Source organism: Streptomyces sp. NPDC014991 (genome assembly GCF_043080665.1).
GTDB lineage: Bacteria > Actinomycetota > Actinomycetes > Streptomycetales > Streptomycetaceae > Streptomyces.
The window spans coordinates 630,487-650,013 of the sequence record NZ_JBIBVY010000001.1 but is presented as its reverse complement, the minus strand read 5'-3'; the positions used below and the strand labels follow the sequence as shown (position 1 = coordinate 650,013).

At 73.2% G+C, this 19,527-nt stretch carries 16 protein-coding genes; 13 read left to right on the top strand and 3 right to left on the bottom strand.

The window, feature by feature from the left end:
* The first annotated feature begins 40 nt into the window (after nucleotides 1–40).
* From ACF1BE_RS02920 to holA, 6 genes are all read left to right on the top strand, one after another.
* Nucleotides 41–1,255, top strand: a complete 1,215-nt coding sequence (locus ACF1BE_RS02920; RefSeq protein WP_392197196.1) for a helix-hairpin-helix domain-containing protein — start codon at nucleotides 41–43, stop codon at nucleotides 1,253–1,255.
* The gene (locus ACF1BE_RS02915) at nucleotides 1,252–4,035 is read left to right on the top strand and encodes a ComEC/Rec2 family competence protein (RefSeq protein WP_392197195.1); all 2,784 of its coding nucleotides are present in this window, start codon (nucleotides 1,252–1,254) and stop codon (nucleotides 4,033–4,035) included. The genes ACF1BE_RS02920 and ACF1BE_RS02915 overlap by 4 nt, the downstream gene beginning before the upstream one ends.
* Before the next feature lie 239 nt (nucleotides 4,036–4,274).
* On the top strand, nucleotides 4,275–4,709 hold the full coding sequence (locus tag ACF1BE_RS02910) for a hypothetical protein (protein WP_392197194.1): 435 nt from the start codon (nucleotides 4,275–4,277) through the stop codon (nucleotides 4,707–4,709).
* Between the two features lie 125 nt (nucleotides 4,710–4,834).
* Nucleotides 4,835–5,407 carry a hypothetical protein gene (locus ACF1BE_RS02905; RefSeq protein ID WP_392197193.1) on the top strand — a complete coding sequence of 191 codons (573 nt, stop codon included), beginning with the start codon at nucleotides 4,835–4,837 and terminating at the stop codon, nucleotides 5,405–5,407.
* A gap of 135 nt (nucleotides 5,408–5,542) precedes the next feature.
* Nucleotides 5,543–5,788 (top strand): hypothetical protein, encoded by a 246-nt coding sequence (locus ACF1BE_RS02900; protein ID WP_392197192.1) that lies wholly within the window; start codon nucleotides 5,543–5,545, stop codon nucleotides 5,786–5,788.
* Between the two features lie 297 nt (nucleotides 5,789–6,085).
* Nucleotides 6,086–7,075, top strand: a complete 990-nt coding sequence (gene holA / locus ACF1BE_RS02895) for a DNA polymerase III subunit delta (RefSeq protein WP_392197191.1) — start codon at nucleotides 6,086–6,088, stop codon at nucleotides 7,073–7,075.
* A gap of 252 nt (nucleotides 7,076–7,327) precedes the next feature.
* Here the strand turns inward: holA and rpsT are convergent, their stop codons facing one another.
* Entirely contained in the window at nucleotides 7,328–7,594 is a 267-nt protein-coding gene (gene rpsT / locus ACF1BE_RS02890) for a 30S ribosomal protein S20 (protein ID WP_373909534.1), read from the bottom strand.
* A 225-nt stretch (nucleotides 7,595–7,819) separates the two neighbouring features.
* On the opposite strand from rpsT, the gene lepA reads away from it, so the two are divergent.
* The 3 genes from lepA to hemW all read left to right on the top strand — a co-directional run bounded on the left by lepA (nucleotide 7,820) and on the right by hemW (nucleotide 13,523).
* Complete coding sequence (gene lepA / locus ACF1BE_RS02885) at nucleotides 7,820–9,694, top strand: translation elongation factor 4 (RefSeq protein ID WP_392197190.1); 1,875 nt, start codon at nucleotides 7,820–7,822, stop codon at nucleotides 9,692–9,694.
* Between the two features lie 262 nt (nucleotides 9,695–9,956).
* Nucleotides 9,957–11,831 carry an AMP-dependent synthetase/ligase gene (locus ACF1BE_RS02880; RefSeq protein ID WP_392197189.1) on the top strand — a complete coding sequence of 625 codons (1,875 nt, stop codon included), beginning with the start codon at nucleotides 9,957–9,959 and terminating at the stop codon, nucleotides 11,829–11,831.
* A 459-nt stretch (nucleotides 11,832–12,290) separates the two neighbouring features.
* Nucleotides 12,291–13,523 carry a radical SAM family heme chaperone HemW gene (gene hemW, locus ACF1BE_RS02875; protein ID WP_392197188.1) on the top strand — a complete coding sequence of 411 codons (1,233 nt, stop codon included), beginning with the start codon at nucleotides 12,291–12,293 and terminating at the stop codon, nucleotides 13,521–13,523.
* Between the two features lie 25 nt (nucleotides 13,524–13,548).
* Here the strand turns inward: hemW and ACF1BE_RS02870 are convergent, their stop codons facing one another.
* Together ACF1BE_RS02870 and ACF1BE_RS02865 are read right to left on the bottom strand one after the other, a co-directional pair.
* Nucleotides 13,549–14,352, bottom strand: a complete 804-nt coding sequence (locus ACF1BE_RS02870) for a DUF3097 domain-containing protein (RefSeq protein WP_392197187.1) — start codon at nucleotides 14,350–14,352, stop codon at nucleotides 13,549–13,551.
* Between the two features lie 68 nt (nucleotides 14,353–14,420).
* Entirely contained in the window at nucleotides 14,421–15,143 is a 723-nt protein-coding gene (locus ACF1BE_RS02865; protein WP_392197186.1) for an MBL fold metallo-hydrolase, read from the bottom strand.
* A 171-nt stretch (nucleotides 15,144–15,314) separates the two neighbouring features.
* On the opposite strand from ACF1BE_RS02865, the gene hrcA reads away from it, so the two are divergent.
* From hrcA to ACF1BE_RS02845, 4 genes are all read left to right on the top strand, one after another.
* Entirely contained in the window at nucleotides 15,315–16,331 is a 1,017-nt protein-coding gene (gene hrcA / locus ACF1BE_RS02860; protein ID WP_392197185.1) for a heat-inducible transcriptional repressor HrcA, read from the top strand.
* Nucleotides 16,332–17,468, top strand: coding sequence for a molecular chaperone DnaJ (gene dnaJ / locus ACF1BE_RS02855; protein ID WP_121788862.1), 1,137 nt, complete (start codon nucleotides 16,332–16,334; stop codon nucleotides 17,466–17,468).
* A gap of 176 nt (nucleotides 17,469–17,644) precedes the next feature.
* Complete coding sequence (locus ACF1BE_RS02850; RefSeq protein ID WP_392197184.1) at nucleotides 17,645–18,775, top strand: nitronate monooxygenase; 1,131 nt, start codon at nucleotides 17,645–17,647, stop codon at nucleotides 18,773–18,775.
* Nucleotides 18,772–19,512 carry a 16S rRNA (uracil(1498)-N(3))-methyltransferase gene (locus tag ACF1BE_RS02845; RefSeq protein ID WP_392197183.1) on the top strand — a complete coding sequence of 247 codons (741 nt, stop codon included), beginning with the start codon at nucleotides 18,772–18,774 and terminating at the stop codon, nucleotides 19,510–19,512. Before ACF1BE_RS02850 ends, ACF1BE_RS02845 begins: the two co-directional genes overlap by 4 nt.
* Nucleotides 19,513–19,527 lie beyond the last annotated feature (15 nt).

Below are 19,527 nucleotides of genomic sequence, written 5' to 3'. Positions count from 1 at the left end.
AAGATCATCGCGGGACGGCGGATTGTCCCATCCTCGTCGCATGGCACTTCGATCACGTCCACGCACGGCGACGCCGACCAGCGGTCCCGGCCGCTCTCCCACCTCCGACGGTCGCGTCCGCCACCGCCGCCCCACCGGCCACGGCCACGGCGGCACCCGCCACCGCCCGCCCGCACCCGCGGAGGAACTGCGCCGTCGTGCGGAACTCCTCTTCGGCGAACGCGCCACACCGTGGCGGGAGTCGGGAAACGCGCCGCCGGACACGCCCGGGTCCACGCGGACGGCAACGGCAACGGCGGCGGGGACAGGACCGGCACCCGGCCTCGCCCGGGCGACGCCCTGGTCCGCGAAGGCACCGGGACCGGTCACGGCGTCCGCCCCGGCCGACGGGCCGGCTCCGGTGCCCGCTACCCCCTCGAAACCCCAACGGGCCGGTGAGCGCGGGTCGTCGGAGGCGGAGGGCCCGGGCGGCCCGCAGGACACGGCGGGCCTGACGGACTTGGGGGACTCGAGGGACTTGGAGGAAGCGGTGCCGGGCCGGCGGGAGCGGGCCGGGCTGGCACTGCGGGAACGGATGCCGGTATGGCTCCAGGCGCGGTACGCGGTGGAGCGGCGGGGAGTTCTGGCGCTCACCGTGCTGCTCGTGGCCGCCGCCGTCCTCGCCGTGCAGCACTTCTGGGCGGCCCGCCCCCAGCCCGTGAGCGCACCGCAGCTGGTGCGCGCGCAGACGCCGTCCCCACAGAGGAACGGTGCGGCCACGGCCGGGGCGGGCAGCGGCGCGTCGGCGACAGCGGGGGCGGAGATCGTCGTGGACGTCGGCGGCAAGGTCCGCAGGCCGGGGATCCGGCGGCTGCCGGCCGGTGCCCGGGTGGCCGACGCGTTGCGGGCGGCGGGCGGGGTCCGGCCGGGTGTGAGCACGGAAGGGCTCAACCGCGCCCGCTTCCTGGTCGACGGCGAACAGGTGGTCGTCGGCACCCCGGGGGCCGGGGCCGCCGCCCCACCCGGCCCGGCCGCCGGAGCGCTCACGGGCACGCTCTCGGGACCGGCGGGCACGGGCCCCACGCCGCCCGTTCCCCTCAACACCGCCACCGTGGACCAACTCGACGCCCTGCCCGGCGTCGGCCCGGTACTGGCCCGGCACATCATCGACTACCGCTCCCAGCACGGCGGTTTCCGCTCGGTGGACGAGCTGCGCCAGGTCGACGGCATCGGCGACCGCCGCTTCACCGATCTGCGCGACCTGGTCCGGCCATGAGCAGCGCACCGGACGAGGCGGGCGGGCGCGCCGGCCCGGAGGAGCCCGGGGGGCCCGAGGAGTCCGCGGTCACGGACACGGGCCGGACGGACCCCCTGGACCTGCGCCTGGTACCGCCCGCCCTCGCGGCCTGGGCCACAGCGGCCCTGACCCTGGACGCGGCTCCGGCCTGGACCGTCGCGATCGTGACCGCCTGTCTGGCCGGCGGGATCGCCCTGCTGTCGGCGCGGCGGCCGGCCCGGACCGCACGGAACGGCCCGGCCGACCCCAGGTCCGGGACGGCCACCCCGGCATTGCCGGGAACACCGGTGACCTCGGTGCCGGTGCCGGCACCGGGGGCGGACGGGCGGGTGGTGGCTGTCCGGCGGACGGTGCCTGAGGGGGACGCGGCATGGGTGCGTGGCCGGCTCGGCTGGACTCGTGCCCCCGTCGCCGCGGTGCTGCTCTGCGCCGCGGCGGCAGCCGTCTCCGCGGGGCTGCACGGGGCGGACGTGCGGCGCGGCCCGGTACCCGAGCTGGCCCGGCGGTCCGCGACCGTGACCGCCGAGGCCGAGATCACCGGCGATCCCTGGCTGAGCAGGCCACGGGCGCGGGGCGACCGCGCGGCACCCGTGGCGGTGCTGGCCCGGGCGGAGGTGCGCGGCGTCGAGGAGCCCGACGGGAGGCGTGCGCGGACACGAACCCCCGTGCTGCTGATCGTCGACACGGACGTCCCGGCGCCTGGGGGCAGCGCCGGGGACGGCCACGGCTTCGCACCGCCGGCCGCCGGACGCGACAGGCCCGCCGGGCGCGCGGCCTGGCTCGGGCTGACGCCGTCCACGCGGCTGCGGGTGAGCGGGCGGCTGGCGCCCGCGCTGACGGGCGGCGACCGTACCGCGGCCGTGCTGCGGGTGCGCGGCCGGCCGGAGCCGCGCATCGTGGCGGGGCCGAGCGGCCCGCAGCGACTGGCAGCGCGACTCAGGGCCGGCCTGCGACGGGCGACCGACGGCCTGCCCGCAGACGCGCGGGCGCTGCTGCCCGGGCTGGTCGTCGGGGACACCTCGCGGATCACGCCCGAGCTGGACGACGCCTTCGACAGGACGGACCTGGCGCACACGCTCGCCGTCTCGGGCAGCAACCTCACCATCCTGCTGGCGCTGCTGATCGGACCACCAGGCCTGGCCCGACGGGCCGAGCGCCGTGGACTGGCCCCGCGGCTGGGGCTCTCACTGCGGGCGACGGCCCTGCTCGCGGGAGTACTGACGCTGGGCTTCGTGCTCGTGTGCCGGCCCGATCCCAGCGTTCTGCGGGCCGCCGCCTGTGGCGCGGTCGCCCTGCTCGCCCTGGCCACCGGCCGTCGCGGATCACTCGTACCGGCGCTGGCCACGGCCGTCCTGCTGCTGGTGCTGTACGACCCGTGGCTGGCCCGCAGTCACGGCTTCCTGCTCTCCGTCCTGGCCACCGGCGCGCTGCTCGTGCTGGCCCCGGGCTGGAGCGCGGCGCTGCGGCGGCGCCGGGTGCCGCCGCGGCTCGCCGAGGCCCTGGCGGCGGCAGCCGCCGCGCAGGCGGTGTGCGCGCCGGTCGTGGTGGTGCTGTCGGCCCGGGTGAGCCTGGTGGCGGTGCCGTGCAACCTGCTGGCCGAGTTGGCGGTGGCACCGGCCACGGTGCTGGGATTCGCGGCGCTCGGTACGGCACCGGTGGCGATGCCGGTGGCCAGGGCGCTGGCCTGGTGCGCGAGTTGGCCGGCCGGTTGGATCGCGGGGGTGGCCCGGACCGGGGCGGCGCTGCCCGGCGCGGGTGTGGACTGGCCGGGGAGCTGGCCGGGGGCGCTGCTGCTCGCCGCGGTCACCGTGGTGATCGTCCTGGCCGGCCGGAGACTGGTCCGGCACCCGTGGTGGTGCGGGGCGCTCGGGGTGCTGCTCCTGCTGCTGGTGACGCGGCCGGCACCGCTGACCCGGGTGATCACGGGCTGGCCGCCGCCGGGCTGGCGGTTCGCGATGTGCGATGTCGGACAGGGTGACGCGACGGTGCTGGCGGCGGGAGACGGCGCCGGGGTGGTCGTGGACGCCGGACCCGATCCGGTACTGGTCGACCGGTGTCTGACACGGCTGGGCATCACCCGGATCCCCCTCCTGCTGCTCACCCACTTCCACGCCGACCACGTCGCGGGACTGCCCGGCGTCCTGCGGGGCCGCTCGGTGGCCGCGATCGAGACCACCGGGTTCGCGGAACCGGCCGCACAGGCGGAGTTCGTCATGAGGGAGGCGGCCGGACGGCACATCCCGGTCACGACGGCCGTCGCGGGAGAGGAACGGCGCGCCGGGCCGCTCGCCTGGCGGGTCCTGTGGCCGCCGGAGGGCACGCGGTCTCCCACCGGTACGCGCGCGTTCCCGGCCCGGCCGGGCGCCCTGCCGCAACCGGAGGGGCCGAACGACGCGAGCGTGGCCCTGCTCGTGCGCACCGGCGGGCTGCGGCTGCTGTTGCTCGGAGACCTCGAACCCCTCGCCCAGCAGGCGCTGCTGCGGTCCCCGGCGGCGGCCGGGCTGGCCGGGGTGGACGTCCTGAAGGTGGCCCATCACGGCTCGGCCCACCAGGACCCCGAGCTGATACGGCTCGCGGCACCCCGGGTGGCCCTCGTCTCCGCCGGCGCCGACAACCCGTACGGCCACCCGGCACCGGCGACCGTGGCAGCGCTGCGGGCCGGCGGCGCGGTGGTGCTGCGCACGGACCGGGACGGCGCGCTCGCGGTCGGCGGCACCGGAGGGACGGACGGGGAGGTACGGGTGACGAGAGAACGCTGAGCCACGGCGGCTGTTGCTGCGGGACCCGGGCGGACACCGGCGGCTTCGGGGCCCGTCGGAAGTTCACGGCATGATCACGGTTGAGAGTGCGTGTAGCTTCCACGCATGTCTCGTGGCTAATCTGTGGCGCCCGACTCTCCGTGCACGTTCTGGCTGCCGGTCAGGGCCCTGAGGAGCTCCCGGTGGAGAACACGTCACCACTTCCCCCGAATGTCCCCCCGCGCCCGTCCAGCGCTCCCGTGGCACGCACGACGGCTGACGCGACGGAGCCGGCGGACGGCTGGCGGGACGAGTACGAGGCCGACCCGCAGTACCAGGCCATTCTCGCGAGGGTGGAGACACCCTGGTGGAAGCGGCCGGTGGTCTTGGCGGGAGGCGTGGTCGCCGTCGCCGTGGCCTCGTTCTTCCTGGGCGGTGCGGTCCTGGGATCTGACGGCGGCTCGGGGGCCTCGTCCCCGGATCCCTGGGTGCAGGGGCAGGTCGACGACGAGTCGCGGAACAACCAGCAGCAGGACGATCAGCCTGCCGGGGTGTCCACCGCGCAGAAGTTCCAGATCCTGGTGAAGTTCTGCAATCAACAGGCCGGCGGGCCGACCGACGTCGACGAAGCCGCGCTCCTGGAGTGCAGGAACAACTACTACGTGACGGACCAGGGCCAGGTCCTGCCGAAGTAGCCGGCGCCGTGGCGCGCGCCCTCTTCACGATGCGTCACACGCACGCTCACGAGCCGGTGGATGAGAGAGCTTCCACCCGCGGTGAGGCCTGTCGGTGACCTCCAGCACTCAACGGAGACCAGTACGTGGGCAGCAGCAGGAGCACGAGCGAGTCGGCCCTGGGATGTGGTGTTCTTCTGGTCATCGCGCTCGTCTGGTCGATGGCCTCGCAATGCGGCGGTGGCGACGGCACGTCGGACGCCGCGTCAACGCCCAAGCCCAGCGCTACTGCCGGCGCCACGGCCGGCCCGTCGAAGCCCGCCCGGCAGATGCCGAAGAAGGTAGCCCTGCCCCTCGCGGAGATCGTCGGTACTCCTGGCACCCTGGCGCAGTTCCAGAAGTTCGTCGCGGAGCACGGGACCACCGCGCAGAAGACGGCCGTCAGGCACTTGACGAGGTGGCGGGGGTACGAGCGGAAGGCGTACCCGGCCATCGAGGTGGCGTCCGACCACCCGACGATCGACTACGAGGCCGCCGATGCCCCGGACAAGGTCCTCGCCCTGGAGAAGCAGTCCCAGTACATCGCCGGGGCGTTCGCCGCGTGGTGGCAGATCGACGAGACCTCGGTGATCCAGGTCTTCGACCGTGGCGGCCGGTACGCCGCTGGGACGTCGTGCATCAGGGCCGACAGCGCCGAGAAGGAGGGGTCCTGTCTCTGACTGACGGCGCGCTCGCGGTCGGCGGAACCGGAGGGGCGGACGGGGAGGTACGGGTGGCGGGAGGGCGCTGGCAGGGGCTGGGCTGAGGGCTGACCTGCCGCTTCGGCGTGTGGACCCGTGCCGGAGAATGGGGCCGTGAGCGATGTGAGACACGTGCTGGTGCTGCCCGACCGTGACGCCGCCGAGGAGGCGGCCGAGGCGCTCAGGGAGCGGTTCGGCGTCGACGAGGAGCCCCGGCTCGTCCGGGACGCGCTGGCCGGTGAGGACGACGCCGAGGACGCCCAGTGGCTGGTGGTCCTGCGGGACGGGAACGAGCGGCTCGACCCCGCCGAGCTGGACGCGTTCGCGGGGGAGTGGGAGGGCTGGCGCGAGGAGCCGTGAGCCTCGCGGCGGTCTCCGGATGCGCGGCGCCGTGGCGGACGGCGGACATTGGGACACGGGGACACGGCCGGGGTGGTGGACACGGCGAGCACGGTGGGCACCGTGGGTGGCTGTGGCTGTGGCTGTGGCTGTGGCCCGTAACCCGTGGCCCGTGATCCTCGCCGTCGCCGTCGCCGTCGCGAAGCGAACCTCCGCCGGGGACGGCCAGAGCCCTGAGGCCGGCTCGGGGCCGGGTCCGGGGCCGGTCAGGGTGTTCGGGCCGGTTCGGTGTCAGTGCCGCGTGGGATGCTTGAGGCGATGGCAAGGAAAACTGCGAATGACGCCCCTCTCGCCCCGGTGACCCTTGCCGTGGGCCAGGAGGATCTCCTGCTCGACCGTGCCGTGCGGGAGGTGGTGGCCGCAGCCCGGGCCGCCGACGCCGACACGGACGTACGTGACCTGACCCCGGACCAGCTACAGCCCGGCACCCTCGCCGAGCTGACCAGCCCGTCGCTCTTCGCCGAGCGCAAGGTCGTGGTCGTACGCGATGCGCAGGACCTGTCCGCCGACACGGTCAAGGACGTGAAGGCGTATCTCGGTTCGCCCGCCGAGGAGATCACCCTCGTGCTGCTGCACGCCGGCGGGGCCAAGGGCAAGGGGCTGCTGGACGCCGCGCGCAAGGCGGGCGCACGGGAGGTGGCCTGCCCGAAGATGACCAAGCCGGCGGACCGACTGGCCTTCGTGCGGGGGGAGTTCCGCTCGACCGGGCGGTCGGCCACCCCGGAGGCCTGCCAGGCGCTGTGCGACGCCATCGGGAGCGACCTGAGGGAGTTGGCCTCGGCGGTGTCGCAACTGGTGGCCGACGTGGAGGGCACGATCGACGAGGCGGTCGTCGGGCGGTACTACACCGGACGGGCCGAGGCATCCAGCTTCACGGTCGCCGACCGGGCCGTGGAGGGGCGCACGGCGGAGGCGCTGGAGGCGCTGAGGTGGTCGCTGGCGACGGGGGTGGCCCCCGTGCTGATCACCAGCGCGCTGGCGCAGGGCGTGCGGGCGATCGGGAAGCTGTCCTCCGCGCGCGGGGGACGGCCGGCCGATCTGGCGCGCGAGCTGGGGATGCCGCCGTGGAAGATCGACCGGGTCCGGCAGCAGATGCGGGGATGGACGCCCGACGGTGTCGCCCTGGCGATGCGCGCGGTCGCCGAGGCCGACGCGGGGGTGAAGGGCGGCGGTGACGATCCGGAGTACGCCTTGGAGAAGGCGGTCGTGACGATCGCCCGGGCGGCACGCTCCCGGGGCCGGGGCTGAGGAGACGCTGACCGGGCCGGCCCGGAACCGGGTCCGGAGCCGGCGGCCGGGTCAGGAGTGTCCGGGAGCCGGTGTATGCCGAAGGCCCCGGCGTCCGCCCTGGGGAAGGGTGGGAGCCGGGGCCTCGGACCAAGCTGTTGAGCCCGTACCCGCGTGGCGAACGCAGGCCGCGTACAGGCTCGGGATGCCGGACGGGAGCGGAGAGAGAGGGCCCGCTCTGGGTCCTTCCGGCGGTCAGATCAAGAAGGGGGTTCAGCCCTTGAGGGACGTGACCTTGCCGGCGAGCGCCGACTTCTTGTTGGCGGCCTGGTTCTTGTGGATGACGCCCTTCGAGACGGCCTTGTCGAGCGCACGCGCGGCAGCGCGCTGGAGCTCGGTGGCCTTCTCGACGTCACCCGCGGCAGCGGCCTCGCGAGCCTTGCGGATCGCGGTCTTCAGGGAGGACTTGACGGCCTTGTTGCGCAGCCGGGCCTTCTCGTTGGTCTTGATCCGCTTGATCTGGGACTTGATGTTCGCCACGAAGGAGCCTTTTCAGGTTCAGGAGCGGGCCCGCAAGGGTCCCGCTCCGGTGATCCAAAATTGTCTGTAGCGCCTCGCGCTGAGAGGGCATGAGGCGCAGCCATCCACAGTACCAGTGGCCCTCCGGGCGGCCCAAAACGGCCCCCGGTCCCTCGCCGTGGGACCATGGAGACTACGTATCGATCCGACCCGAGGCATAAGGCGCCTCAAGAGACAGGACCCTGCGTGCCCGCGACCCCTAACCATGTGCCCGAGCCGAGCCGTACCGACCCGGCTCAGATCCGCAACTTCTGCATCATCGCGCACATCGACCACGGCAAGTCCACGCTCGCCGACCGGATGCTCCAGCTGACCGGTGTGGTCGAGCAGCGGCAGATGCGTGCTCAGTACCTCGACCGGATGGACATCGAGCGCGAGCGCGGCATCACGATCAAGTCCCAGGCGGTGCGTCTGCCCTGGGCCCCGACCGAGGGCCCCGACCAGGGCACGACGCACATCCTCAACATGATCGACACCCCGGGGCACGTCGACTTCACCTACGAGGTCTCGCGGTCGCTGGCCGCCTGCGAGGGGACCGTCCTCCTTGTCGACGCCGCCCAGGGCATCGAGGCGCAGACCCTCGCCAACCTCTACCTGGCGATGGAGAACGACCTCACGATCATCCCGGTGCTGAACAAGATCGACCTGCCGGCCGCGCAGCCGGAGAAGTTCGCCGAGGAGCTGGCGAACCTGGTCGGCTGCGACCCGGACGACGTGCTGAAGGTCTCCGCGAAGACCGGCTTCGGCGTGGACGTGCTGCTGAACAAGGTCGTCAAGGAGATCCCGGCGCCGGTCGGGGTGGCCGACGCGCCCGCCCGCGCGATGATCTTCGACTCGGTCTACGACTCCTACCGCGGTGTCGTGACGTACGTCCGTGTCATCGACGGCCAGCTCAACCGGCGCGAGCGCATCAGGATGATGTCGACGGGCGCCACCCACGAGCTGCTGGAGATCGGCACCAACTCGCCCGAGATGCTGCCGGCGGACGGCCTCGGCGTCGGCGAGGTGGGCTATCTGATCACCGGCGTGAAGGACGTCCGCCAGTCCAAGGTCGGCGACACCGTCACGAGCCAGCACAAGGGCGCCACCGAGGCGCTCGGCGGCTACAAGGACCCGAAGCCGATGGTCTTCTCGGGTCTGTACCCGCTCGACGGCTCGGACTACCCCGAGCTGCGTGAGGCGCTGGACAAGCTCCAGCTCAACGACGCGGCCCTGGTCTACGAGCCGGAGACCTCCGCCGCCCTCGGCTTCGGTTTCCGTGTCGGCTTCCTCGGCCTGCTCCACCTCGACGTGATCCGGGAGCGGCTGGAGCGCGAGTTCGGCCTCGACCTGATCGCCACCGCCCCGAACGTGGTCTACCGCGTGATCCTCGAGGACGGCAGCGAGATCACGGTCACCAACCCCAGCGAGTTCCCCGAGGGGAAGATCGACGAGGTCTTCGAGCCGGTCGTGCGGGCCACGATCCTCGCGCCCACGGAGTTCATCGGCGCGATCATGGAGCTGTGCCAGACCCGGCGCGGCACCCTGCTCGGTATGGACTACCTCTCCGAGGACCGCGTCGAGATCCGCTACACCCTCCCGCTCGCGGAGATCGTCTTCGACTTCTTCGACCAGCTGAAGTCCAAGACGCGCGGTTACGCCTCGCTGGACTACGAGCCCACGGGTGAGCAGAGCAGCTCGCTGGTCAAGGTCGACATCCTGCTGCACGGCGACAAGGTGGACGCCTTCTCGGCGATCACCCACAAGGACCAGGCGTACGCGTACGGCGTGCGGCTCGTCGCCAAGCTCAAGGAACTGATCCCGCGGCAGAACTTCGAGGTGCCGGTACAGGCCGCCATCGGTTCCCGGGTGATCGCCCGCGAGACCATCCGCGCCATCCGCAAGGACGTCCTCGCCAAGTGCTACGGCGGTGACATCTCGCGGAAGCGGAAGCTGCTGGAGAAGCAGAAGGAAGGCAAGAAGCGGATGAAGATGGTGGGTTCCGTGGAGGTTCCGCAGGAAGCCTTCATCGCCGTCCTGTCCAGCGATGACAGCGCGGGGTCGGTCAAGGGCAAGAAGTAACCAGAGGTAACAGCGGGTTACGTCCGTAAACCGGGCACTTGGGGGCCCGCCGTGCGAAAGCACGGCGGGCCCCTGCGCGTGCGGAGCGTCACGATATGGGGAAAGTGACAGGCCGATGCCCCTTACGCAGCGGCCGGTCGCCCCTTACTCTGATCCCTGCTCGATAGTTACTCGCGAGTTAAACAAGCAGCCCGAACCCCCACCGTGAGTTAACCCAGCCGCACCGAGTACGCCGCACCGTCGCGGGCCCCCGGAGGATGTCGTGAGCGACACACAGACCCTGATCGAGACCCGTCCGCCGTCCGTGGCGGCCCTCTTCCTGGAGCGCGTCGCGGCCACACCGGACGCGGAGGCCTACCGCTACCCCGTACCGCCGGCCTCCGGACAGGGCCCCGACGACTGGAAGTCGCTGACCTGGGCCCAGGCGGCCGACCGGGTGCACGCGATCGCGGCAGGTCTCATCGACCTGGGCATCCAGCCCGAGCAGCGGGTGGCGCTCGCCTCCTCCACCCGCGTCGAGTGGATCCTCGCCGACCTGGCAATCATGTGCGCCGGCGGCGCCACCACCACGGTCTACCCGCAGACCAACGCCGACGAGTCCGCGTTCATCCTGTCCGACTCCGAGAGCCGGGTACTGATCGCCGAGGACGCGGCCCAGCTCGCCAAGGCCGTGGAGAAGCGCGCCGAGCTGCCCGCTCTCACCAAGGTGGTGGTCGTCGACCCGGCCGGCGTCGAGACGAACGACTGGGTCACCACCCTCGCCGAGCTGGAGCAGCGCGGCAACGCCTACCTGGAGAAGCACCCGCAGCTGATCAAGGAGCGGGTCGGCGCGATCACCAGGGACCAGCTCGCCACCCTCATCTACACCTCCGGCACCACCGGCCGCCCCAAGGGCGTGCGCCTGCCGCACGACAACTGGGCGTACATGGCGCGGGCGATCGCGGCGACCGGCCTGGTCACCGTCGAGGACGTGCAGTACCTGTGGCTGCCCCTGGCGCACGTCTTCGGCAAGGTGCTCACGTCCGGGCAGATCGAGGTCGGGCACGTCACCGCCGTCGACGGCCGCGTCGACAAGATCATCGAGAACCTTCCGGTGGTGCGGCCGACGTACATGGCGGCGGTGCCGCGCATCTTCGAGAAGGTCTACAACGGCGTCGCGGCCAAGGCCCGCGAGGGCGGCGCGGCCAAGTACAGGATCTTCCAGTGGGCGGCCGAGGTCGCCCGCGAGTACGCCAAGGCCAGCCAGGACAACTTCCGGCGCACCGGCACCGCCTCCGTGCCCTTCGGTCTCGCCGCCCGGCACAAGGTCGCCGACACCCTCGTCTACGGCAAGCTCCGCGAGGCCTTCGGCGGCCGGCTGCGCGCCTGTGTCTCCGGCGCCTCCGCGCTGTCCCCGGAGATCGGTTTCTTCTTCGCCGGTGCCGGCATCCACATCCTGGAGGGCTACGGCCTCACCGAGACCTCCGCGGCCTCCTTCGTCAACCCCGGCGAGGCCTACCGCACCGGCACGGTCGGCAAGCCGCTGCCCGGGACCGAGGTGCGCATCGCCGACGACGGTGAGATCCTGCTGCGCGGCCCCGGCGTCATGGAGGGCTACCACCAGCAGCCCGGGAAGACCGCCGAGGTGCTGGAGTCCGACGGCTGGTTCCACACCGGCGACATCGGTGAACTCTCGCCCGACGGCTATCTGCGCATCACCGACCGCAAGAAGGACCTCATCAAGACCTCCGGCGGCAAGTACGTCGCGCCGGCCGAGGTCGAGGGCCAGTTCAAGGCGGTGTGCCCGTACGTCTCCAACATCCTGGTGCACGGCGCCGACCGGAACTACTGCACCGCCCTCATCGCCCTGGACGAACTCGCGCTCCAGGACTGGGCGAAGGACAACGGCCTGGAGGGCAGGCCGTACGCGGAGATCGTCGCCGCGCCGCAGACGGTGGAGATGGTCGACGGGTACGTCCGGCAGCTCAACACCGGGCTCCAGCGCTGGCAGACCATCAAGAAGTTCCGGCTGCTGCCGCGCGACCTCGACGTGGAGCACGGCGAGATCACACCGAGCCTGAAGCTGAAGCGGCCGGTGGTGGAGCGGGAGTACCGGCACCTCATCGACGAGATGTACGCGGGGACGCGGGAGCAGTAGGGCGCCGCGGGAGGGGCAGGTCCGCCGCCCGGCCCACGGCCCCGGCGGCGGCCCGCCCGACGACGACCCGTCACCGGCACCCGGGCGGCGTGCCCGGCCGCCGTCCGCTCCGGGCGGCGTGCGCGCCCTCGTCCGCTCCGGGCTCGCGTCACCGCCCCCGGACGCTCCGGGTGGCCTGTCCGTCCTCGTACGCCTGGGGGAGCGCTGGTCCTCGTCCGTCCCGGGCTCGCGTCACCGCCTCCGCACGCTTCAGGCCCGCATGACCGCCCCCGCACGCTTCAGGCCCGCCTGACTGCGCCCCCGGACGCTCCGGGTGGCCTGACCGCCCCCGCACGCCCCGGCGGCGTGACCGCCCCCGCACGCCCCGGGTGGAGCGCCCGCCCTGGTCCGCCCCGAGCGGCCCGACCGCCCCGTACGCTCCAGCCGGAGTGTCCGCCCGCGTGCGGGACAATGGGTGGCATGCCTTCCGCACTCCCCGACGGCGAGCCCGTCCCCGCCGACGGTGCGCTGCCCGCGCACGCGCTCGCCGGGGCCGGCGACCGCCCGCTCGGTTTCTACCTCCACGTGCCGTACTGCGCGACCCGCTGCGGTTACTGCGACTTCAACACCTACACCGCGACCGAGCTGCGCGGCACGGGCGGGGTGCTCGCCTCCCGGGACAACTACGCCGAGACGCTGACCGACGAGGTCCGGCTGGCCCGGAAGGCGCTGGGCGACGATCCGCGCGAGGTCCGCACGGTCTTCGTCGGCGGCGGTACGCCGACCCTGCTGGCCGCCGACGACCTGGTGCGGATGCTGGCTGCGGTCCGTGACGAGTTCGGTCTCGCGCCGGACGCGGAGGTCACGACGGAGGCGAACCCGGAGTCGGTCGGTCCGGCATATCTCGACGCCCTCCGGGAGGGCGGCTTCAACCGGATCTCCTTCGGCATGCAGAGCGCCAGGCAGCACGTGCTGAGGATCCTCGACCGCACCCACACCCCCGGCCGGCCCGAGGCGTGCGTGGCGGAGGCAAGGGCGGCGGGCTTCGAGCACGTCAACCTGGACCTGATCTACGGCACCCCGGGGGAGTCGGACGACGACTGGCGGGCCTCCCTGGAGGCGGCCCTGGGCGCCGGCCCCGACCATGTCAGCGCGTACGCGCTCATCGTCGAGGAGGGCACCCGGCTGGCCGGCCGCGTCCGCCGGGGCGAGATCCCGATGACGGACGACGACGTCCACGCCGACCGCTATCTGATCGCCGAGGAGATGCTGAGCGCGGCGGGTTTCGACTGGTACGAGGTCTCCAACTGGGCCACCTCCCCGGCGGCCCGCTGCCTGCACAACGAGCTGTACTGGCGGGGCGCCGACTGGTGGGGCGCCGGACCGGGCGCGCACAGCCACGTGGGCGGGGTGCGCTGGTGGAACGTGAAGCACCCGGGCGCGTACGCGGCGGCGCTGGCGTCGGGACGCTCGCCCGGCGCGGGCCGGGAGCTGCTGTCCGAAGAGGACCGCCGGGTCGAGCGCGTCCTGCTGGAGCTGCGGCTGCGCGAGGGCGTGCCGCTGGATCTGCTCCGCGAGGAGGGACTCGCCGCGGCACGCCGGGCCCTGGCCGACGGACTGCTCCGGACGGGACCGTACGAGGAGGGGCGCGCCGCGCTGACCCTGCGCGGGCGGCTGCTGGCGGACGCGGTGGTGCGGGACCTGGTCGACTGACCCCGGCAAGCGGGCGCGGTCGGACTCACTCGGGCGCGGTCACGAAGTCGATCAGCTCCTCGACCCGTCCCAGCAGCTCAGGCTCCAGGTCCTTGTACGACCGCACCCGCGCCAGGATCCCCTGCCAGACCGCGCCCGTGTTCTCCGGCCAGCCCAGCGCCCGGCACACTCCCGTCTTCCAGTCCTGGCCGCGCGGTACCGCCGGCCAGGCCGGGATACCCAGGGCGGACGGCTTCACCGCCTCCCAGACGTCGATGTACGGGTGACCGACGACGAGCGCGTGCTCGCTGGTCACCGACTGTGCGATGCGCCACTCCTTCGTGCCGGGCACCAGGTGGTCCACGAGCACGCCCAGCCGGGCGTCCGGGCCCGGCGCGAACTCCGCGACGATCGCCGGCAGGTCGTCCACGCCCCCCAGGTACTCCACCACCACGCCCTCGACGCGCAGGTCGTCGCCCCACACCTTCTCGACCAGTTCGGCGTCGTGCCGGCCCTCGACGTAGATGCGGCCGGCGCGGGCCACGCGCGCGCGTGAGTCCGGTACGGCGACCGAGCCGGACGCCGTGCGCGTGGGGCGTACGGGACCCGAGGACGGCCGTACGAGGGTGACCGCGCGGCCCTCCAGCAGGAAGCCGCGCGGCTGGAGCGGGAACACCCGGTGCTTGCCGAAACGGTCCTCCAGGGTCACCGTGCCGGCCTCGCAGCGGATCACCGCCCCGCAGAACCCGCTGCCGGGCTCCTCCACCACCAGGCCCGGCTCGGCCGCCACCTCCGGCACGGGCTTCGGCTTCTTCCACGACGGGGTCAGATCGGCGGAGTACTGGCGCATTCGGATGACGATAGGAGAAGCCGTACGGAGACGCTCACGACACGCCGGGAACCGGCCGGCGGAGCGGCTCAGCGCACGCCGAAACGGGCGGCCAGCGCGTCCCGTTGACGCCGCACGAAGGCGGCGTCCACCACCGCTCCGTGCCCCGGTACGTACCGCGCGCCCTCGCCGCCGAGCGCCAGCAGCCGGTCCAGCGCGGCCGGCCAGCGCGAGGGGACCGCGTCCGGCCCCGCCTGCGGTTCGCCGGACTCCTCCACCAGGTCGCCGCAGAACACCACCTCCGGATCGCCGGGGACGAGCACGGCGAGGTCGTGCGCGGTGTGGCCGGGGCCCACGTCGGCCAGCAGCGCCTGCCGGCCGCCGCCCAGGTCGAGCGTCCACTCGCCGCAGACCGCGTGGCCGGGCGGGACCAGCGCGTCCACCGCCTCGGCGGCGTCGGCGGGCGGCAGGCCGTTCCGGAGCGCGTCCAGGCGCAGCTCCTCGCGCTGGTGGACCAGGACCGCGTCCACGCCCACGGCCGCGTACGTCTCGGCGCCGGCGAACGCGGGCGCCCCGAGGACGTGGTCGAAATGGGGATGCGTGAGCGCGAGATGGGTCACACGGCCGCCGGCCAGCGACTCGGCCCGGGACCGCAGCCGGGCCCCCTCCGCCAGGCTCGATCCCGCGTCCACCACCAGCGCGGTGCCCGCGCCCAGTACCAGGCCCGCGGTGCAGTCCCAGCCGGGCAGCCGGCACCGCCCCACCCCGGCGGCCAACCGTTCCCAGCCCAGGTCTTCCCAAGTCACCGTCATACCGGCGACGCTAGCGCTACGAGCCGGTACGGCGGGCCCGGCCTTGCCCGGTGCGTACCCGGCGGCCGTACACTGGGCCGGGGAAGGCTGGCACTCGCACGGGCGGAGTGCCAGGCGGCCGGCCCGAACGGACGAACGGACCAGGGGACGACGTGCTGGAGGTGCGCGCGGATGCTGAGTGAACGCAGGCTTCAGGTGCTGCGCGCCATCGTTCAGGACTATGTCGGCACCGAGGAGCCGGTGGGCTCCAAGGCGCTCACCGAACGGCACAACCTCGGTGTCTCCCCGGCGACCGTCCGCAACGACATGGCGGCCCTGGAGGACGAGGGGTACATCGCCCAGCCGCACACCAGCGCGGGGCGTATCCCCACCGACAAGGGCTACCGGCTGTTCGTGGACAAGCTCGCCGGCGTCAAGCCGATGACCGGGCCCGAGCGGCGGGCCATCCAGAACTTCCTGGGGGGCGCCGTCGACCTCGACGACGTCGTGGCGCGCACGGTCCGGCTGCTGGCGCAGCTGACCCGGCAGGTCGCCGTCGTGCAGTACCCGTCGCTGACCCGGTCCACGGTCCGGCACGTGGAGCTGCTCTCGCTGGCTCCCGCGCGTGTGATGCTGGTGCTGATCACGGACACCGGCCGGGTCGAGCAGCGGATGGTCGACTGCCCGGCGCCGTTCGGCGAGGCGTCGCTGGCGGATCTGCGGGCGCGGCTGAACAGCCGGGTCACGGGCCGCCGGTTCGCGGACGTGCCGAAACTGGTCGAGGACCTGCCGGACGCCTTCGAACACGAGGACCGCGGTACGGTCTCCATGGTGCTCTCCACCCTTCTGGAGACACTCGTCGAGGAGAACGAGGAGCGGTTGATGATCGGCGGTACCGCCAATCTCACCCGCTTCGGGCACGACTTCCCCCTCACGATCCGGCCCGTCCTGGAGGCACTGGAGGAGCAGGTCGTGCTCCTCAAGCTCCTGGGCGAGGCGAAGGACCCCGGCGTGACCGTGCGCATCGGCCACGAGAACGCCCACGAAGGACTCAACTCCACCTCCGTCGTGTCGGTGGGCTACGGTTCGGGCGGCGAGGCAGTCGCCAAGCTCGGCGTGGTCGGACCGACCCGCATGGACTACCCGGGAACGATGGGAGCGGTACGCGCAGTGGCACGGTACGTCGGACAGATCCTGGCGGAGTCGTAAGTGGCCACGGACTACTACGCCGTTCTCGGCGTGCGCCGCGACGCGTCGCAGGATGAGATCAAGAAGGCGTTCCGTCGGCTCGCTCGCGAGCTGCACCCGGACGTCAACCCCGATCCGAAGACCCAGGAGCGGTTCAAGGAGATCAACGCCGCCTACGAGGTGCTGTCGGACCCGCAGAAGAAGCAGGTCTACGACCTCGGCGGCGACCCGCTCTCCCAGTCGGGCGGGGCGGGCGCGGGCGGCTTCGGCGCCGGCGGCTTCGGCAACTTCTCCGACATCATGGACGCGTTCTTCGGTACGGCGTCGCAGCGCGGGCCGCGCTCGCGCACCCGGCGCGGCCAGGACGCGATGATCCGGATCGAGATCGAGCTGGACGAGGCGGCCTTCGGGACGACCAAGGACATCCAGGTCGACACCGCCGTCGTCTGCAACACCTGCAACGGCGAGGGCGCGGCCCCGGGCACGTCCGCGCAGACGTGTGACATGTGCCGCGGTCGTGGCGAGGTGTCGCAGGTCACCCGGTCCTTCCTGGGCCAGGTCATGACCTCCCGGCCCTGCCCCCAGTGCCAGGGTTTCGGCACGGTCGTGCCGACCCCGTGCCCGGAGTGCGCCGGCGACGGCCGCGTCCGCTCGCGCCGTACGCTCACCGTGAAGATCCCGGCCGGCGTCGACAACGGCACGAGGATCCAGCTCGCCGGTGAGGGCGAGGTCGGCCCCGGCGGCGGCCCGGCCGGTGACCTGTACGTCGAGATCCACGAGCTGCCGCACGCGATGTTCCAGCGGCGCGGTGACGACCTGCACTGCACGGTCACCGTCCCGATGACGGCGGCGGCCCTCGGCACGAAGGTGCCGCTGGAGACCCTGGACGGCATGGAGGAGGTCGACATCCGGCCCGGCACCCAGTCCGGCCAGTCGATCCCGCTGCACGACCGGGGCGTCACGCACCTGCGCGGCGGCGGCCGGGGTGACCTGATCGTCCACGTCGAGGTCATGACCCCGACCAAGCTCGACCCGGAGCAGGAACGCCTCCTGCGCGAACTGGCCAAGCTGCGCGGCGAGGAACGCCCCCAGGGCCAGTTCCAGCCGGGACAGCAGGGGCTGTTCTCCCGGTTGAAGGACGCGTTCAACGGCCGCTGAGGCGGTTGCAGGACGCGTTCGACGGCCGCTGAGGCGGGCGGCCGGGGGCGGTCGAAGTCGGTCGGGGAGGGGCCGGGATTCCCGGGGGGCGACCCCCGGGATCCCCTTGTGCCGGCGGCGTGTGCCGGCGGAAGCCCGGATTCGGTCTTGTACGGGGGACGTGACACCATGCGGTCATGTCCTCCGCGCTGACCGATCTTTTTCGCCATCCGATCGTGCAGGCCCCCATGGCGGGCGGCGTCTCCGTCCCGCAGCTCGTCGCCGCCGTCTCCGAGGCCGGCGGACTCGGGTTCCTGGCCGCCGGGTACAAGACCGCCGACGGGATGTACCAGGAGATCAAGCAGCTGCGGGGACTGACGGGCAGGCCCTTCGGCGTGAACGTGTTCATGCCGCAGCCGGAGTACCCCGGCGCCGCCACCGGCGTCAGCGCGCCGGCCGGCGCCGCGCCCTCGTCCGGCGCCGTCGAGGTGTACGCCCACCAACTGGCCGGTGAGGCCGCCTGGTACGAGACCGAGCTGGGGGACCCGGACAGCGGCCGGGACGACGGCTACGACGCCAAGCTCGCCGTGCTGTTCGACAACCCCGTGCCGGCGGTCTCCTTCCACTTCGGCGTGCCGAGCCGCGAGGTGCTCGACCGGTTCCGCCGCGCGGGCACGTTCACGCTGGTCACCGCCACCACCGCGGAGGAGGCCCGCGCGGTCGAACGGGCCGGTGCGGACGCGGTGATCGCCCAGGGCGTGGAGGCCGGCGGTCACCAGGGCACGCACCGGGACCTCCCGGAGAACGACGGCTCCGGCACCGGACTGCTGTCGCTGGTCACGCAGATCCGTGAGACGGTCCGCGTCCCGGTCGTCGCCGCCGGCGGCATCATGCGCGGCAGTCAGATCGCCGCCGTCCTCGCGGCCGGCGCGAGCGCGGCCCAGCTGGGCACCGCGTTCCTCGCCACCCCCGAGTCCGGCGCGCACGCCCTGCACAAGCAGGCGCTGACCAACCCCCTGTTCGCCCGCACCGAGCTGACCCGCGCCTTCTCCGGCCGCCCGGCCCGCGGCCTGGTCAACCGCTTCCTGCGCGAGCACGGCCCGTACGCGCCCGCCGCCTACCCGGACGTCCACCACATGACGGCCCCGCTGCGCAAGGCCGCCGCCAAGGCCGGGGACGCGCAGGGCATGGCGCTGTGGGCGGGCCAGGGGCACCGGCTGGCCCGGGCGCTGCCGGCCCGGGAGCTGGTGGAGGTGCTGGCGGCCGAACTCGCGGAGTCCAGAACGGCGTTGTCGGACCTGCCGCGGCACGGAGGTGAGGCGCGATGACCGCTCCCGTCTTCATCGTGGACCGACTCGACCGGATCGGCCCGGAGTTCGTGCTCGACGGCCCCGAGGGGCGGCACGCGGTGTCCGTGAAGCGGCTGCGGGCGGGCGAGGACGTGGTCCTCACCGACGGGCGGGGTCGCTGGGCGGAGGGCGTCGTGAAGGCCACCGAGGGCAAGGACCGCCTGGTGGTCACGGACCTGGAGTCCGTGCACGAGGAGCCCCCGGCCCGCCCGCGGATCACCGTCGTACAGGCCCTGCCCAAGGGTGACCGGGGTGAACTGGCCGTGGAGACGATGACCGAGGTCGGTGTCGACGCCATCGTGCCCTGGCAGGCGTCCCGTTGCATCACCCAGTGGAAGGGCGAGCGCGGTCTGAAGGCCCTCGGCAAGTGGCGGGCCACCGCCCGGGAGGCCGGCAAGCAGTCCCGCCGGGTCCGCTTCCCCGAGGTCGGGGACACGGCGACGACGAGGCAGGTGGCCGAGCTGCTCGCCCGCGCCGACCTCGCCGCCGTCCTCCACGAGAGCGGCGAGGAACGCCTCGCCACCGCCGCGCTCCCCGCCGGCGGCGAGATCGTGCTGGTCGTCGGCCCCGAGGGCGGTGTCTCCCCCGAGGAGCTGGCCCTGTTCGCCGAGGCCGGCGCGAGGCCGTACGTCCTCGGGCCCACCGTGCTGCGCACGTCCACAGCCGGCACCGCGGCCGCGGCCCTCCTGCTGGGCCGCACCGGCCGCTGGTCCTGACCACCCGGGAGGCTC

Excerpts from the sequence above, each read along its gene's own strand:
- ACF1BE_RS02850 (WP_392197184.1), top strand. The coding sequence starts at position 17,645 with ATGTCCTCCGCGCTGACCGATCTTTTTCGCCATCCGATCGTGCAGGCC.
- ACF1BE_RS02920 (WP_392197196.1), top strand. The coding sequence starts at position 41 with ATGGCACTTCGATCACGTCCACGCACGGCGACGCCGACCAGCGGTCCC.
- ACF1BE_RS02845 (WP_392197183.1), top strand. The coding sequence starts at position 18,772 with ATGACCGCTCCCGTCTTCATCGTGGACCGACTCGACCGGATCGGCCCG.
- ACF1BE_RS02865 (WP_392197186.1), bottom strand. The coding sequence starts at position 15,143 with ATGACGGTGACTTGGGAAGACCTGGGCTGGGAACGGTTGGCCGCCGGG.
- ACF1BE_RS02870 (WP_392197187.1), bottom strand. The coding sequence starts at position 14,352 with ATGCGCCAGTACTCCGCCGATCTGACCCCGTCGTGGAAGAAGCCGAAG.
- hrcA (WP_392197185.1), top strand. The coding sequence starts at position 15,315 with ATGCTGAGTGAACGCAGGCTTCAGGTGCTGCGCGCCATCGTTCAGGAC.
- holA (WP_392197191.1), top strand. The coding sequence starts at position 6,086 with ATGGCAAGGAAAACTGCGAATGACGCCCCTCTCGCCCCGGTGACCCTT.
- hemW (WP_392197188.1), top strand. The coding sequence starts at position 12,291 with ATGCCTTCCGCACTCCCCGACGGCGAGCCCGTCCCCGCCGACGGTGCG.
- ACF1BE_RS02915 (WP_392197195.1), top strand. The coding sequence starts at position 1,252 with ATGAGCAGCGCACCGGACGAGGCGGGCGGGCGCGCCGGCCCGGAGGAG.